The 15,986-nt window shown below is 43.4% G+C and carries 16 protein-coding genes; 15 read left to right on the top strand and 1 reads right to left on the bottom strand.

From position 1 onward, the window contains the following. Positions 1–33 precede the first annotated feature (33 nt). The 12 genes from FPZ45_RS17130 to FPZ45_RS17185 all read left to right on the top strand — a co-directional run bounded on the left by FPZ45_RS17130 (position 34) and on the right by FPZ45_RS17185 (position 13,664). Positions 34–630 (top strand): distal tail protein Dit, encoded by a 597-nt coding sequence (locus tag FPZ45_RS17130; protein WP_144704517.1) that lies wholly within the window; start codon positions 34–36, stop codon positions 628–630. A gap of 15 nt (positions 631–645) precedes the next feature. Then, positions 646–1,281 (top strand): hypothetical protein, encoded by a 636-nt coding sequence (locus FPZ45_RS17135; RefSeq protein ID WP_144704519.1) that lies wholly within the window; start codon positions 646–648, stop codon positions 1,279–1,281. Between the two features lie 23 nt (positions 1,282–1,304). Then, entirely contained in the window at positions 1,305–1,940 is a 636-nt protein-coding gene (locus FPZ45_RS17140) for a phage tail family protein (protein ID WP_144704522.1), read from the top strand. A 23-nt stretch (positions 1,941–1,963) separates the two neighbouring features. Beyond that, entirely contained in the window at positions 1,964–5,527 is a 3,564-nt protein-coding gene (locus FPZ45_RS17145) for a phage tail spike protein (RefSeq protein ID WP_246120483.1), read from the top strand. 16 nt (positions 5,528–5,543) lie between these two features. Next, positions 5,544–5,981 carry a hypothetical protein gene (locus tag FPZ45_RS17150; protein WP_144704525.1) on the top strand — a complete coding sequence of 146 codons (438 nt, stop codon included), beginning with the start codon at positions 5,544–5,546 and terminating at the stop codon, positions 5,979–5,981. A gap of 33 nt (positions 5,982–6,014) precedes the next feature. Then, positions 6,015–7,181 (top strand): hypothetical protein, encoded by a 1,167-nt coding sequence (locus FPZ45_RS17155; protein ID WP_144704528.1) that lies wholly within the window; start codon positions 6,015–6,017, stop codon positions 7,179–7,181. Positions 7,182–7,208: 27 nt separating this feature from the next. Next, the gene (locus FPZ45_RS17160) at positions 7,209–7,682 is read left to right on the top strand and encodes a hypothetical protein (protein WP_144704531.1); all 474 of its coding nucleotides are present in this window, start codon (positions 7,209–7,211) and stop codon (positions 7,680–7,682) included. Between the two features lie 90 nt (positions 7,683–7,772). After that, positions 7,773–8,390: a hypothetical protein gene (locus FPZ45_RS17165; protein ID WP_246120484.1), complete on the top strand. Its 618-nt coding sequence runs from the start codon at positions 7,773–7,775 to the stop codon at positions 8,388–8,390. Then, complete coding sequence (locus FPZ45_RS17170) at positions 8,390–9,415, top strand: discoidin domain-containing protein (protein ID WP_144704537.1); 1,026 nt, start codon at positions 8,390–8,392, stop codon at positions 9,413–9,415. Before FPZ45_RS17165 ends, FPZ45_RS17170 begins: the two co-directional genes overlap by 1 nt. Continuing rightward, positions 9,408–11,678: a discoidin domain-containing protein gene (locus FPZ45_RS17175; RefSeq protein ID WP_144704539.1), complete on the top strand. Its 2,271-nt coding sequence runs from the start codon at positions 9,408–9,410 to the stop codon at positions 11,676–11,678. Before FPZ45_RS17170 ends, FPZ45_RS17175 begins: the two co-directional genes overlap by 8 nt. 34 nt (positions 11,679–11,712) lie before the next feature. Then, complete coding sequence (locus FPZ45_RS17180; protein ID WP_144704542.1) at positions 11,713–13,401, top strand: DNRLRE domain-containing protein; 1,689 nt, start codon at positions 11,713–11,715, stop codon at positions 13,399–13,401. Positions 13,402–13,460: 59 nt separating this feature from the next. Next, the gene (locus FPZ45_RS17185; RefSeq protein ID WP_144704545.1) at positions 13,461–13,664 is read left to right on the top strand and encodes a hypothetical protein; all 204 of its coding nucleotides are present in this window, start codon (positions 13,461–13,463) and stop codon (positions 13,662–13,664) included. Between the two features lie 76 nt (positions 13,665–13,740). On the opposite strand, the gene FPZ45_RS17190 is transcribed toward FPZ45_RS17185, so the two are convergent. After that, the gene (locus FPZ45_RS17190) at positions 13,741–14,346 is read right to left on the bottom strand and encodes a hypothetical protein (RefSeq protein WP_144704548.1); all 606 of its coding nucleotides are present in this window, start codon (positions 14,344–14,346) and stop codon (positions 13,741–13,743) included. 221 nt (positions 14,347–14,567) lie between these two features. Between FPZ45_RS17190 and FPZ45_RS17195 the strand changes: the two genes are divergently transcribed. The 3 genes from FPZ45_RS17195 (at position 14,568) to FPZ45_RS17205 (ending at position 15,980) form a co-directional block, all read left to right on the top strand. Further along, complete coding sequence (locus FPZ45_RS17195) at positions 14,568–14,951, top strand: cupredoxin domain-containing protein (protein ID WP_144704551.1); 384 nt, start codon at positions 14,568–14,570, stop codon at positions 14,949–14,951. Positions 14,952–15,326: 375 nt separating this feature from the next. Beyond that, complete coding sequence (locus tag FPZ45_RS17200) at positions 15,327–15,488, top strand: cytochrome c oxidase subunit 2A (protein ID WP_144704554.1); 162 nt, start codon at positions 15,327–15,329, stop codon at positions 15,486–15,488. Positions 15,489–15,506: 18 nt separating this feature from the next. Then, on the top strand, positions 15,507–15,980 hold the full coding sequence (locus tag FPZ45_RS17205) for a cytochrome c oxidase subunit II (RefSeq protein WP_144704557.1): 474 nt from the start codon (positions 15,507–15,509) through the stop codon (positions 15,978–15,980). The last annotated feature ends 6 nt before the right edge of the window (positions 15,981–15,986 follow it).

Consider the following 15,986-nt stretch of genomic DNA (forward strand, 5'->3'; position numbering starts at 1 on the left):
CCTCTCTTTTTTTTATTTAGGGAGGTAACGGAAGTGACGATCAAAGATTCGATTTATTTTATTTACGACGGAATTGAATCCAAGAGATACGGGATTGCCAATGTAAATCTGGATAGCGGGATGCAAGAAGAATACTTCGCCGCTTCCAGAAGGATTAACGAGGAACAAATCCGCGGGCGAAGCAAACCCTATTTTCAGGGTATAGAAAAAGAGCCATTAAAATTTTCCGTCAGTTTCGCCTTTGAAGAAGCTTGGGATGAAGCAACCATAAGAGAAGTAAAAAGATGGCTGACGGAACCCGATTATTACAAGCCGCTGATTTTCTCCAATGATCCCGAAAAAGTCTATTACGCGATATGCGTCGACGATCCGCAGCTCGTTCACAACTGTTTGCAGCAAGGCTATATGAAGCTGAATTTCCGATGTAACGATGCTTATGCGTATTCCCCGTTATCCTTATCGAAGGTTTACGACTGGGATGAAAATCCGTTGATTATTGCACGTAACGCGTTTACGAACGGAGACAAGCACGGAATTCTCTTGAATTCAAACGATCAAATCACATTAAATACCGCGAAGACCTGGAACGACATCTCTCCGGCTATAAGCTGGAAGGATCTATCCATTTAGAAAGGACGTGACAATGTGTCTGCCACAACATCAAATTTATCGCTAGTTAAGCCCGATTTGTCCGACAACATCCATCAAACCGTGCTTCATCTTGCTTCCAACTTTCAGAAGATCGATGATCGCTCGGATATCTATGTTTCGAATCTCCCTACGAACGGAGACTGGAATGAAGGCCAGCGCGTTTTTTTTACTAATCCCAAGGTCGGAGGGCATATTGGTGCAGTAAATATTAGATCGGGGAAAGCAGCTTCCAAGTGGAACTCCCTGCACCCCTACCAACTAGGAGACAGAGTCGTGCCGAATATAGACAATGGCCACTGGTACGAGTGCATTCAATCGGGAACCAGCGCTCCGATGGAGCCGGCATGGCTAGTGGCGGCGCTCACGACAACGGAAGATACGCGCAATCGAACGAACTGGCTTCCGTCGACCGTATACCATATTGACGATATCGTGATGCCGTCTGTTCCCAACGGGCGCTTTTATGTCTGCACCGTTCCCGGAACTTCCGGAACCCTCGAACCGGCATGGGAAACGACGGACGGCATTGTGACCTCTGATCATCACGCGGTTTGGATGACGTATCGTATCGTCAAATGGAGGGAATCGGGAACGGCTGTTAATTTTAGACCTTTCGGCAAGATCGAATAGACGAGAGGCAAGAGGTGAATAGAATGAATTGGTTGCAGCTTTCAGGATTGGGAGGTTACTACGAATCGGAGGGCATTCCCTTTGCGCTAGATGGAGACGGAGCAATAAGCAAAATCTCGTGGGCATGCCTTGAACCCGAGGGCACATCGATTACCGTGTGGACATCCGCATCCTTTAATGACGGGCATGATTGGACGAATTGGGCGCAATGCGTAAACGACGGGTACATTCCCGATATTTTGCCCGAATCAGATTTAGGAAGCGCAATTCTTAAATTTAGGGTATTCATGCATTCGAACGATGCCGCGATAAAACCGATCTTCCAATCGATCTCCTTTGAGCTTGAACCCGTAATCGTCTTTGAGAACAAGGGAGATACGGCTTGCCTGCCGGAGATTTGGATAACCAAGTCGGGGAACGGCGATTTCTCCTTAACGAATATTTCGAAAAACAATGAAAGGTTCGGATTCGCGAACTTGCTGAACGATGAGACGGTATATGTGAACTCGGAGAGAGAATATATCGAGACTAGCGTATCCGCTAAATATAGATATGCGGACTTTAACGACCATTATTTCGATTTGCCTATCGGCAAAAACGTTCTTAGAGTCGAAGGAAACGCCAAATTACAGTTTCGGTACCAGTACAAATTCATTTAAACGACTCTACGGGGAAGGAGGTTATGAGAACAGTGCTTGGAGATATCGATGATCGATTAAAGCCGATTCAGCCTAAATATTTTATTGCAAAACCGAACGGGGAAATCGTGTCCAAAATAAGCGAAGCTTATGACGATCGGCGTGTTGCATCGCTTACGTCACTGAACACGCTGAGTTTTAAGATTCCTTTCCATATGGAAGAAAACAATCGTTTAGTTAGAAATCGCAATACCGATCTGATTAGGGAAAGGTATCGCATTAAGGTTGAGCTTGGGCATAAGGTCGAATGGTACATCGTCATGAAAATCACGGACGTTATGGGTGACAAAGGAGATTCCAAAGAAGTCGAATGTCTGTATTTGCCTCAGGAGCTTAACGATAAGCTGATTCGAGGGTACGCCGAGGAAGCGTTAAACGCGAGCGAGGTACTGACTGATATTCTAAGCCTTAACCGGAACTGGTCCGTCGGTTATATCGATGCCGATTTCCAGTTGACGCGAAGAGCCTTCGAATTCCCGGACAACACTCTGCTGGATGCGATTTACTCCGTCGCGGAAACCTACAATGCGATCATAGAGTGGCACACGGACACGAGAACCTTTGATTTAGTGAAGCCCGAACTGCACGGAATTAACCGACTGGGAACGTTCTCTTATCAAAGATACCTGAAATCCATAGATCAAGAGTCCAACGCGGAAGTGGTGGCCACAAGGCTAAGCGCGGCGGGTAATGACGGATTGGGGATTCAAAGATTAAATCCGACGGGCCAGAATTATATCGAGGATTACGGCTACTGGATTTATCCCTTCGAACGCGATGATCAACGAAACGTAATCCGAAGCAGCTATTACATGAGCGACGGCCTTTGCCATGCGTTGCTGGATTATAAAGCATTAATCGAAGGGAAAGAGAAGATATTCGGCGGACTGGTTTCCCGGACGAACGCGTTAAACAAAAGTCTGGCTGTGAAAAAAGACGAGCTGGTTGAATTAAAAACCGAGCTTGCCGCCATTAACGAATTAAGGCTGACTCAGCAATTCAACGGTTTGATGTTTTATGAGGTATTCCAATTTACGGGCGTAACCCGGCAGTTTACTTATCCGACTAAGCTGAATAACAAATATGCCGTCCTGGTCAGGGTAAATGATGCCGTAGGGAAAACGCTTGTCGTAAACGGAATCGTCTGCAACATAGGAAACAATGGCTGGAGCCTATCCAGGAAAATAGATGCCGGGAATTCTCCTTCACCAATAACAATTTCCTTATCGGGTACGGGAAATACGGAAGTCTTCGTTCAAATCGTAAGTATCAGCAATATGGAGTTTGCTAAGGACAATAACGAGGATGAAATTATCGGAAGGTACAGCGACTATCGCAAAAGGGATGAAATCGCCGCTAAAGAAGCCGAGATCGCATCAGTAAAAGCGGAATTAGCCTCGGTGCATGAAGAAATAGACGAGATTACAAGTGTGCTTTCGACATCCAATCATTTCACTCCCGATCAACTCGAAGAACTGGACGCTTATATTCTCGTTCACCATTTTAGCGACGACAAATATATCGAGGAGTCCGATTTGTATGAAGCCGCCAAAGAAAAATTTAAGGAGATTCAAACTCCTCAATTGTCCGTTGGCATTGACATCGTTAACTTTATGAGCTGTTTGGAAGAACAGAGAAGTTGGCATCAGTTATATTTGGGCGACAAAATCGTGATTAAGTATGAGAGATTCGATCTTAAAGTAGAAGCCAAAATCATCGAGATGGATTTCGATTACGCCAATAACAAGATCAAGTTAACGATCGCCCACTTCAAGGATCTGACGACTCGTAGAGAACAACTGGAAAAGTTCATTTATGACAGCAAAAATACGACAAGCATCGTGGATCTGAACAAATCCAAATGGGGTCAAGCCGTTGTCGATACGAGCGAGTTCGGTCAACTGTTCGAACATTTCTGGGACAAGGTGACGAATCAGATTAATATGACCGTTAATCAGACGGTTCAAATCGGCGAGAACGGCATTACGATTACGGATGACAATGACCCGCTGAGATTCCTGAGATTGACGAACGGTCAGATCGGACTGACGAGATCCGGAGGATTGCGATATGAGACGGCTTTGACGGCGGACGGATTAATCGCGGAAATGGTGCTGGGCAAGCTCATTCTTGGACAGCGAGTCACGATCGGAGATCCCGACGGGATATGGATGACCGAAGGACCGCGAACGACGATTACGGACCGTTGCGGCCGGATGGCGATGAAGTTAGGGTTGTACGAGACATCGCCCCATGATCTGTATGGAATGATCATTAATCGTTATGATTCCGACACCTTATGCAGTCCGACGGTTATGAACCGAATCATCGTCAATAGCGAAGACGGCTTTAAGATTCAACGGAAGAAAATATCGACTTTTGACGATGTGTTCTACACATCTCTAGACGGCGACCTCTATATGAAGGGGAACTTTCAAGCAGGCGAGGACGAACAAATATTTAAGGTGACTCATACGGGACTGCAGCTTGGAGGTTCCGATTGGGCTACGGCTCCTTTCCACGCCGATATGTACGGGAACGTCTGGATGAACAAGTTGTTTGCCGATTCCGCCGATATCAAAAATTCGATATTCAAGGACGGTCATATCGAAGGATCGACGATCACGCTTCGCAATGGGGGAGGGGTGATGAAGCTCGATCCTATGCTCGGGTTATGGGCGGGAAGCGAAGACTTCGCGAGCAGTCCCGCGAGTATAGGCATGGACGGTACGGCTACGTTCAGAAAACTCATCGTAAAGGATAAGGACAATAAGCTTCTTATCGATGGGGAAAATCGCTATATCGACGTTGGCGGATTCGATCTGGTCGGAGCGGGGGCCATCTATGCCGAGCTGATCAGCGCGAAAATGGTGACCGCAGACTCGGGATTCATTAGCGATCTAACGGCAGGCAGATTGTCTACGCTTACGAATGAAGCCAAAAATGGTTGGTTCGATTATCTCACGATCGAAGGGAACTCGATGAAATGGATCACCGGCCAAGTAGATGGAGAAGGTACGGACAAAGATCTTCCAGATGGAAGAGCTTTGTATTGGAAAGACTCTTCGCAACAAGGGCAGATGACAACTGAAAAAACCCCTTGGCGGGTCAAGGGATTTGACTTAAAGAAAAAGGTAAAACTCTTAATCGACTTTAAGGAACACGGCGATGATGCCTATCCACGCTCTGCATGGGGATTGGGAGACGGCATGGTCAAAGACGACTCGGTAAAAGATAATATCGACAATCATAAATCCGCAAGGGGATTTATTGAAAAACCGGCAGGGTCTTTCGACTTTATCTACTATGCCAAGAACAATGCCAAGGAAAGAAGCTTAAGGCTCAAGGACAACGGGGTGTACCTGAATTCTCAAGATGATTCGTTTAACGTGAATGCCAAGAATTATAAGTTTGATGTTACTAGCGGCGGCGATTTGAAGATTACGCATGCTAACGGATGCGAAATAGAATTCGCTTCAGATGGAAGTTTGAAGCTGAAGTCTTCCGTTGGCATGAACTTCAACGCGCCTTCTTATCATTTTGCTTAGAAAGGAGCGATAAATCATGGCAGGAGTAGCTATAGATGGGTCACAGATAACTCCGACGATTAAACCTGGGCACGTTATCTATGAAATTTACGCGAACTACGGTATTTTCGGATGGCAATATGCCGGAGATGGCAGTACCGGAGCAAGAATTACAGGAGTCGTTTCTGCGCCAACATCGAAGATGAAATTGTCAGGGAGTAATGTTGCTAAAGTAGGAGATGAAACAATAGAACAATGGGAGGCTTACCCTCCGATACCGCCTAGTAATGACTCTGTGCAATATTTTCCACGTGGCCGAACGTTTGATACGGGGAAAGGAAAAATTATTTCCGGCAGCGCAAAGGGCACCCTTGAAGGAAAACCAATCGCTCTTATAGGTTCGGTAGTAAAGACATGTTTAGATACCGAGACCACAATTGCTTCGGGGAACGATAAGGAAAGCTTTGCGACGTAGCAACAAACTTTTTTACCGGAAGGAGGTGACAAATTGCCAAACTTACAAACAAACCTGGAATATAAAGATCCGAATATCGTCATCTGGAGAAGCGGCAGACCGGAAGATCCTTATAAACCAAGGATGGATTCTCTGCCCGTGATCAACGGAATCATAACGCTTCTGGAGATACCGTCCGAAATCCATAAGGTTCGGATATCGGGATTCACGGAAGTCGTTTATGAAACCTATAAAAAGAAATCCGATCTGGCGCCGGACGAATTTCTTGTCGATTATGCAACGGGCATCGTTCAATTTCACCCGGATCAAGAAGCGAAAACCCATCTATGCATCTATCAAGGAAAAGGGAAGATTCTAACTTCGGCCACAAGAATATATACGATGGCCAGGAATAATCCCGACGTCGTGAAGACGGTGCAAGACTTTGTTGATGAAACTAAGGATTATTTAAGCAAGCTTGATCGGAAGTTAATCGACATCAACGATGCGCTCGAGAAGTCTCGTGAAGCAACGGATAAAGCCACGATCGCAGCCGATAATGCGATTGTCGCGACCCATAATGCCGAGCTTGCCACTCAAGCCGCATATGATGCAGCAGACAGCGCGATCGTCATTCGTAAAGATTCGGTTGATCAATACGATGATTTAAATATTGTCTATCCGGACCCTCAGAACGGTTGGACGGTAACGATTAATACGACCGGCGATGTCTATCGTTTCGACGGGAAATCAGGGCAATGGGAGCATGTCGGCAATGTTTTCGGAGCGGCGATCCCGTTCGTGTCCGAAATAACGGATGGGTTGCTCAAAAAAGAAGACTACCGAAAATTCGTCGTTCGGAGCATCATTTTTCAATTTCCGAAAATGCTGGCACAAGGCGTGCAATCCGCATTAATGCAGTTTCCTCTTGATGGGGAAATCGTAAAAGCCTATGCGTTTTGTTCCGAAGGGGGATCTGCGCATCCTTTGGAGGTTGCCATCGAAAAAATATCGTCTGCCGACTATGATTCGGGCGGCGTTTGGCAAAATATTTTATCTACGAATATCGCAATTAATCCTAATTCAACCAAAGGAACAACTCCCGTTATCCAAACAACCGATGTGACGGCAGGAGACTATTTTAGGATCAATGCTTTGCGTCTAGACAACAATATCAAAGGCGTTACGATTCAAATCGATGTAAATACAAAAAATAAATAATCTGATTATATAATTGGAGGAATTCAAATGGCACAACCAGTCGTAAGTTGGTGGAATTCGAGTAATACTTCCCAAATCACGCAATGGCAGGTCGGTACGGTGGACGCAGGTAGTATCAGCCCGGATACGACATTCTTAGTTTGGAATAACAGGGGCGGAAACACGGATTTGTCCGACATGCAATCCGTAACGATTACGACAAAGGCGCCGGATGGCTCCGATGGCGGTCCCAATTTTGAGCTCATCACAAATAAGTGGATCGAGGTTCGGGTGGATTCGATGGGCGAGATAGGTTGGACGCCTATCGGAGGGACGGCGACCAAAGCGATGAAAGCTGGCGGATCCGCGCCTGCTTCTACAATTAAAGGCGCGATCAATGATGGAACAACCGCGAATTCGATCGTGAATTTTGCCCAATTTACTGCCCATGCGCATCCTCATGCTACGGCTACCGCAGGAAACGTCGATTTCCTGATGCGGGTTTCTTACACTTATGTTTGATGCAAAATAAAAATCGATTTGTTTGGCGGATGCTGCTAGCGGCATCCGCCTTTTTTATCTTTCAATACAATGAGAGGGGATCAGTATCAATTGAATAATTTAGTATTGGAAAGCCCCGTTTCTAAACAAAGTTTTATTTGGGTCGCATCTTACGCAGACGGCACTTTTCTTCCGGAGTTTTCGTATGACTCCCAATTAGAAAATAGCTTTTATGATATCGAAAAGGATAAGCTGATTCGTTTTGGACTGGTCGGATATGGCATAAACCTGTATTACGAAGTTCTTGGAGGAATATTCAAGATCGCGGGGCAAATGATCGAGGTCTCCTATAAAGACAATATCACTGGAAAAGAATATCCTCTTACGGGACAACCGATGACGATGTACAAAGATATTATTCAATATAAAAATGCCGAATCAACTTTTGACCCGCACAATCGGGGGATTACTACTACCGATTCGGTCATCACGCAATACAATTTCGGATACAAACAATCATTGGATATCGACGGCGTAAAGTTTCACTTTAAAGCAACTTGTTCTGTCCCATACGGTCGTCCGGTTTTCATAAATTTTCGTCTTGTTTCTGATCGCGATTTTAACAATAGCACATTGATTATTAGGAAAAACAGCTTGCAAACTTTCGAGTACGATGCTCCTTTAGCTGCGAATGTCGCTTCAGAACTCAATTGGCAGGTGAATGTATAATGGCGGTGATTATTTCAAGCACGAAAAGTCTTGATTTCGATAAGGGCGTAAAAACGAATGTTGAGGTTGTAAATGGAAGATTGCAATTGTCGATTGTGGGGCAATTATTTGCTCCAGGAATTAATAACGTCATACCTCGAATGACTTCAAATATCAGTCCAAGCGGAATTGTAAATGCAAGTAACAAGGCAGTAGAGGCTTGGAAAGCATTTAATAGAACGAATGATTATGGGTGGCAGCCAGGGACCGGATATCCTCAATGGATCTCTTATGAATTTCCATCTGGAATATGCATAAATACTTATTCCATTCAAGCTTCATTTTTTTCAACTGAAAAACAATCTCCAAAAGATTGGGTTTTCGAAGGTAGTAATGATGGCATTGCGTGGAAACTACTTGATGAAAAAGTAAATCAAATTAATTGGACAGCTTCAGAAAAAAGGGTTTATAGTTTCGAGAATATTACGCCATTTAAGCTCTATAGACTAAATATTAAATCAAACAATGGAAGTAGTTTAGGTGTTATTATCGAAGAATTTGAAATGATGGAACCAGGCATAATGAATGCCTATGTTTCAAATGGATCTTACGAGTCAGAGATTATTGATTTAGATCAATTTTTTAGAAAGATTAGTACAGTTTCTATGATTTCAGGAATTCCAGCAGGAACATCCGTAGATATATATACGTCTACATCAAACACTTATTCCAACTTTTCTCCATACTCCCTAGTTGATTCAAATGGAAATATTACATCTCCACAGGGTAGATATATAAAAGTAAAAATCGTAATGGCAGGAAAACAACAAACATCCCCAAGAGTCTTAAACATGTTTGAGGCAGGGGAAGCCATACAGTTTATTCCTGATGATAAAAATATATTCAAACAAGGATTACAGATGAGGAACGAATACTCGATACAATTGGTTCAAGACCAATTGTGGGCTTTTGAAGGTGTGTTGTCCACCGCAAACATCAATAAATCCGATTATCAGAAAATAGGTGGGGTGATGCATAATGGCTAATGGGAAGTTTGCTGGCGGAGACGGATCTAACTTAAACCCTTTTTTAATTGAAGATGCTTTTGATTTAGATGCAATCCGAAAAAACACCTCTGCACACTATAAGTTAGTAAACAACATTAACATGGATGTACCGCCTTTCAATATAGGAAATGGTTGGACAGCAATTACAACCTTTTCTGGCACACTTAATGGTCAAGGATATCATATCGACTATTTACTAATGAACTATAACAATACTAGCAATACAGGTTTTATTGCAACAATAACAGGTGCTGGGGCATCAATAACGAATTTAGGATTTAAGCACTTCAATTATAACTTTACAGGTAGTTCTAGTTATAGTATAGGAATAATTTGTAACAGATTATTGGCTGGAGCAACAATCGATTCTTGTTATCTCCTTTACGGTAGTCTGATAACGGATAGAGCATCTGGTGGTTTTGTATCAACTGCAACAGACTCAACAATCTCGAACTGTTATGCAATTATAGACATTGATGCAAGAGCTACTAACACCGCGTTAGTTGCTAGCACTTTATCTGGTACTGCTAAATTAATAAATTGCTTCGCGACTTCATATACAATAAAACATACAATTAACGGAGCAAGAGGCATTTGCTCCAACAAAGCTGCCACTTCCACCATTTCTAATTGTTATTACAACTCTGATATGGTTCCTAATTATGTGTTGGATGGAACAATCCCTCTTAATACAAGCCAATGTCAAACCCCTTCTTCTTTCGTAGGTTTTGAATCGGTTATCTGGCTGCTTGAACAAGGGAAATATCCGAGTCTTCAAGTAGAAAAGATCATAAAGTATCTGTTTTCAGACGGAAATAAAATTATTACCTATAAAAATAATGCTTGGCAGATGGTTGGAACTTCGTTAAATAAATCTTTATTTGACCAACATGGAATGGATAATATCTACTTATTTAATTCATCAATAACTAATCCTATTAATGAATTGAACGATCCAAAAGTTCATGTTTGGACGAGAAGTGATTATATAAATCGAAGAGTGGGTCTGATCGGTGTTCCATATCCCCGATTAGTAATGCCATTGAAAGATCTAGATATAGTTGGGGCTATACAAAACCTTAATCTTGTAACTTTTGAAGAACCAACATACTCTAATAATCTAATACCAAAAATGACATCAAATACCGCTCCAAGTGGTATTGTAAGTGCAAGTTCAATAACAAATACAAACTATGCGTGGTATGCATTCGATAGAACATTAACAGGTAATGGATGGGTTTCATCTGGTAGTTCAAATCAATGGATATCTTTTAATTTTCTATCACCAAAAATAATTAATAAATATACATTAGTCGAAACTTATAGTGCAAGTGCTGCACCAAAGGACTGGACTTTCGAAGGGAGTAATGACGGTGCTAATTGGAGTGTTTTGGATACAAGAACAAATATTATAGATTGGTCACTTGGCGCTAAACGGGAGTTTGTTTTTCCTAATAATATTTCTTATTCGCAATATAGAATATTTGCCAAGACGAATAATGGGAACATTAGCTATGTTAGCATTGGTGGAATTGAGATGATGTCACTGGTATCCCATCCAACAATTAGAGTTATTGCCAGCAAAGATCAAGGTGTAACATGGGAATCCCTTAAGTCTAATTCTTGGCAGCAAATAAATATTTCTAATCTACTTGATGTTAAAGCTAATGGAATGACGGCAACGGAATTTAATGCAATAACTCAGTCGCAGTGGGGGTTACTTAGTACCAACAAAATACGTTTAGCCTACTACTTGGAGCAAATTAATATTAACGATGTTGCAAGAATACTTTCCTTGTCTTCAGTAGAAGATGTTGCAACAGAAACGCCAATAGTTAATTCTCTAACTATATATTACGATGAACTCGACAAAAAATATTCTGGCTTGATGTTCATGGATACATCCCAGCAATACTATTCGACTTCAATTGGAGACATCATCAAGTATTTAGATTTCGGAACATTAATTGCTGGACAAAGTTCACTGGATGTCAAAATTATTTTAACGAACACTTATCCATTTGATGTTAAAAACTTGCGCCTTTTCAGCGAACATAATATTAACGGATTGACTATTGAATTCAGCAAAACGAACGCTCCGTTTATCACAGAAAGTGAACTTTTATATCCCCAAACACTGGGTTTCGATCAGACAATTGAATTTCACATACGCTTAATGGTTGCTGATACCGCTAATAGCGGCGGAAATTTCGATATTCGTGTTGAATCAGATCCTGCATAACTATCCAATACAATGAGATAGGTTGTGATTATTATTGAATGAATTTATAGATGTCTCGGGGCATATTATCATTCGCCCAAGTAACCGTATGAGCGGTAAGCTTAATGTACTTGCTTCAGGAAAGTCGTCTGTTCCTTCTCTCATACAAGTTAGAGCACCAAGCAATATAGCGGCCAAAATGTCGGTATACAGCGATCAGATCATTGAGGACATAGCGTTCCCGCCGAAATTCGGCAATCAAAGAAAAGCCCGAATGTACATTCTTAATCGTAGCGACTTAAATGCGTCGCTGTCGGTAAAACCAAAGAATAGAATGGCTGGTCGTGTTGAAATAATTGACCCTCCGAAACTAACTTTGGAGATTCCAATTATTAAGGATGCCTTTACACGGAGCAGCATACCAACGTTAAACTATGGCTCTGAGCAGTCGATGGTTGTTGGTAGGCACGTAGTTAATAATGAGATCTATCGATCTTTCGTTCAGTTCGATGTAACGCAGCTTCCTAAAAACATCATTATTGAAGAGGCATACATTAGGCTTTTTAACTCAATAAAACGTACTTCGGACATTCAATTAGGGGTTTATACTCTCGACAGTCCATGGGACGAAGACGGTATTACATGGGTTAACCAACCTGCCATTAATAACTTGGTGTCAATTAGTGATGTCGGCAGCGCGCTGGAATATACGAAGCTGGATATTACAAACCAACTAAAAATGTGGTATCCGAAGGGTAATTCCAACAACTATGGATTTATGATTAAGGCACTCAACGAGAACGGTTCGCAGTATGTGCAATTCTCAACGAGAGAAAGCCCGATTCATCAGCCTTATATAGAAATTACCTATCGTCAGGATGTCATCTATAGCTTTGGGAGAGTCGACCTTCCCAGCAGCATCATGGTCTTAGCAACCGGAAAAAGCGATATTGCGGGAAGCCTTACAATCCGAGAATTTGACCGCAACGGAGATTTGCCGTCACGCGTTCATATTCTCAACCCTGATATGATTGAATCGAACGTTTCCGTAAATAGACCGGATTTGATCGCGAATTTAACAGTGGTACAAAACCAGGATTCCGAAATTGCGGGTGCTATTACTATTCGCGTAAAAGGCGGATATCTGCCACAAGATAATCTTTTATCACGCATAATAGTAAACGCACCGGATAGACCAAGTAAGGTTTGGATAAAAAATCGTAGCGAAATCCATTCATCCGTTCGCGTTACAGTTAGAATGAACGGGAGAAATGATTTATTATCCAATATCAAGATTACTCGGGATGAACTATCGGGACGATTATCTGTGCGTCGTGGAGTATTTGGGGATATTCCGTCAAATCTCAAAACGATCATCCACAGCAATATTCCGTCCAATCTACAAGTATCAAGAAAAGATGTCGCAGGTTCGATAGAGGTTAAATATTTCAATGATCTTCCCGCCAATCTTACGGTTAGAATCCATGAAGACATTGCAGGTAATCTGCTTGTCTTACATCGCGATGATTTACCATCATCCGTTCATGTTATATACGCGAATACGCTACCTGGAAGTCTTGTTGTCATATCGGGATTTTTACAGGCAAACATTAAAATACCTGCATATGCCACACAGGATAAAGCTGCAAGAGTGACGGTAAGAGCAAAAATGGTTAGCGATTTATTTTCTTCGCTGATTGTCGGCGGAGACAATATTCCTGGCGGTTATGTGTACATTCTTTGATTATCAAAAGGGGGGTGTCTAAATTATAGGCACTCCCCTTTTTTCAGGGAGGAACGGTTATGTCGCAGTCTATTCACGATGTCATTATCGAACTCATGATCAGTTACAGCACGAAAGAATCAACTCCTACTCCCGCGGAAATCCTGTCCATCGAAAATGCGCTTCCTTTTGTCGCAGAACATCTCGAGCCTGCAACCTATCGCTCTTACGTGGAATGGGTAGAACGCAACAAGGAGCGGTACCAAGATGATTTATTAATCTAGCTATTTATCATATTTTCCAGGTCTAATTATTCCTCTAAAAGCCAGCTATTTTAGATGAAAAAAATGCCCTTGCCGATTAATCGGCAAGGGCTTTCTTGTCGGCGAGCTTGAATTTTCCTGACTCCGTATCGCCAATGTCGAAGTATTCGATGGACAGGGACACTTTTTTGTCGTCCCATTTAGGCAATTCGCTCGTGCGTGCTCTCTTATAATACTCTTTAACTTGAGCGACCATATCTTCACCTTTCTCCTGCAATTCCTTATCGGTGAAGATGAAATCTCCGTTCCCTTTGTAATAGGCTTCCTTCCCCGAAACCATTCTTACTGTGATTAAGGTTTCAAATGAGCCGTCGTCGGGATCAAATAGTAGGTGCAGCTTGTCGACGATAAAGTCGTCCGTTGCTACAAAAGACTCCGCGACGTGTTCGATGTACTGCAACAAAACCAATGTGGAGGTATACATAATGGCCTTCCTGTACTCGTCGGTAAACACTTTGTCCCCTTTGATCGTCTCGATGGAGCTTTTCATCTCCGTGAGCTGAAGCTTCGTTTGAATTCGATTCACTTGCAGCGAAATCACGGAATAAAAGGAGAATGCCGCTAATGCAATGGCGATCACGGAAATAATCTTGTATGTTCGTAGCTGGGAAAGGAGATATGAACGTTCCATCTGCTCATCCAAAAAATGCCTCCAAACTGTGTAGATCTAACATTCTATAATTCGACGATATTCGCACTGTTCCTTCCAGCAAGTAAGACATTCATGCGCTAATGCCGGGTCGCGAGCTGGGCTGAACGTTGTGTCAATATTGTTACGTTGTGAATTTTGTTACATTCGCGGGAATCCCTCCGGTATATGATTAGCGTGACTAAAGCAGATACCGATGAAGGGAGTTATTTTACATGAAAAAATGGTTGGCGCTTAGCGCGATGTTATTAGCGGCAATGTTGATCGCGGCGGGATGCGGCGGAGGCAAGAATGATAAAGGAGGGTCGGGCGCATCTCCAGCGGCTGCGGCCGGCGGGTCGCAAGCGATCACGATCGATGCGACGAACTTTAAGTTCGATCCCGGCGAGATCAAGGTGAAGAAAGGCGACGAAGTCAGCATTACGCTGAAGAACAGCCAAGGTAACCACGCCCTGAAGATCGAAGGCTACGACAAAGAAGTGAAAGGCAACGCCACGGTGAAATTCGTTGCCGACAAGACCGGCGAATTTAAATTCATTTGCTCTGTATTTTGCGGCAAAGGCCATGGAGATATGGTCGGTAAGCTGATTGTCGAATAGATCAAAAGCTCCCTCGTCGAGGGGGCTTTTTTTTGACAACCCGACCAACATCGGTCAACAACGATGCAAAACATCGTATTGACCGATGTTGGTCGGGCAGTAACACGATTAGCGGTACAAAACATCGTATTTGTCGGAACAGTCGCCGGTCAGCTAGCAATTTCTCATCAAATAACGATATATAACATTGCTATTGCGACAACAAAGCGCCTGAATCCATAGCATAGCGATGAAAAACATCGTTATTCCCGGCCAGTACCCTAATCAATGTAACAAATCGTCCACATTCCTCCGCGATTCTCCGTGACAATTGTCACAGTACGGCAGGACGTAAGTCCTTACAATGAAAACAACTTGAGATCAGGAGGAACCGGAATGAGCGATAACAAATCCGCGGCTAAGCCGCACGATAACAGTTCCGCCCCCGAAGCGAAAGAACCGTCGCTTAAAGGAACTTTCGCCTCCGTCATGCTGCTGGGAGCCTTTTTGGCAATTACCTGGGTCGGGGTTTTCATTCTATTCGTCGCACGTAACTAGAGAGGGGAAGGAATCAATATGCACATGCATCGACTGGAGAAAGCATGGCTGACGATCGGAGTATCCATGCTGGCCGTATTTCTGCTCGTGCTCGGAGTGATGACTTTCGGAAGAGGGATCGCCCCGCCTAACGAACACATTCATCATATCGATCCGACCAAAGTAAGCGAGACACCGCCGTTCGACAAACCCCAGTTGACCAAGATCGGGGACAATCTGTACAAAGCGGTCATGGTCGCCTATGCGTTCGGCTACGATCCGCAGGAGCAAATGGAAATTCCGGCGGGCGCGACCGTGCACTTCGAGATTACGTCGTCAGACGTCGTGCACGGCTTCGAGATTCCGGGAACGAACGTCAACGTCATGGTGACGCCAGGGGAAGTCAGCCATGTCTCCCATACGTTCGACAAACCCGGCGAATATTTGATCCTTTGCAACGAATATTGCGGGATCGCCCACGAAATGATGAAAACCACCCTCGTGGTGAAATAGGAGGCC

It is taken from the genome of Cohnella terricola (assembly GCF_007786475.1).
Classification (GTDB): domain Bacteria; phylum Bacillota; class Bacilli; order Paenibacillales; family Paenibacillaceae; genus Cohnella; species Cohnella terricola.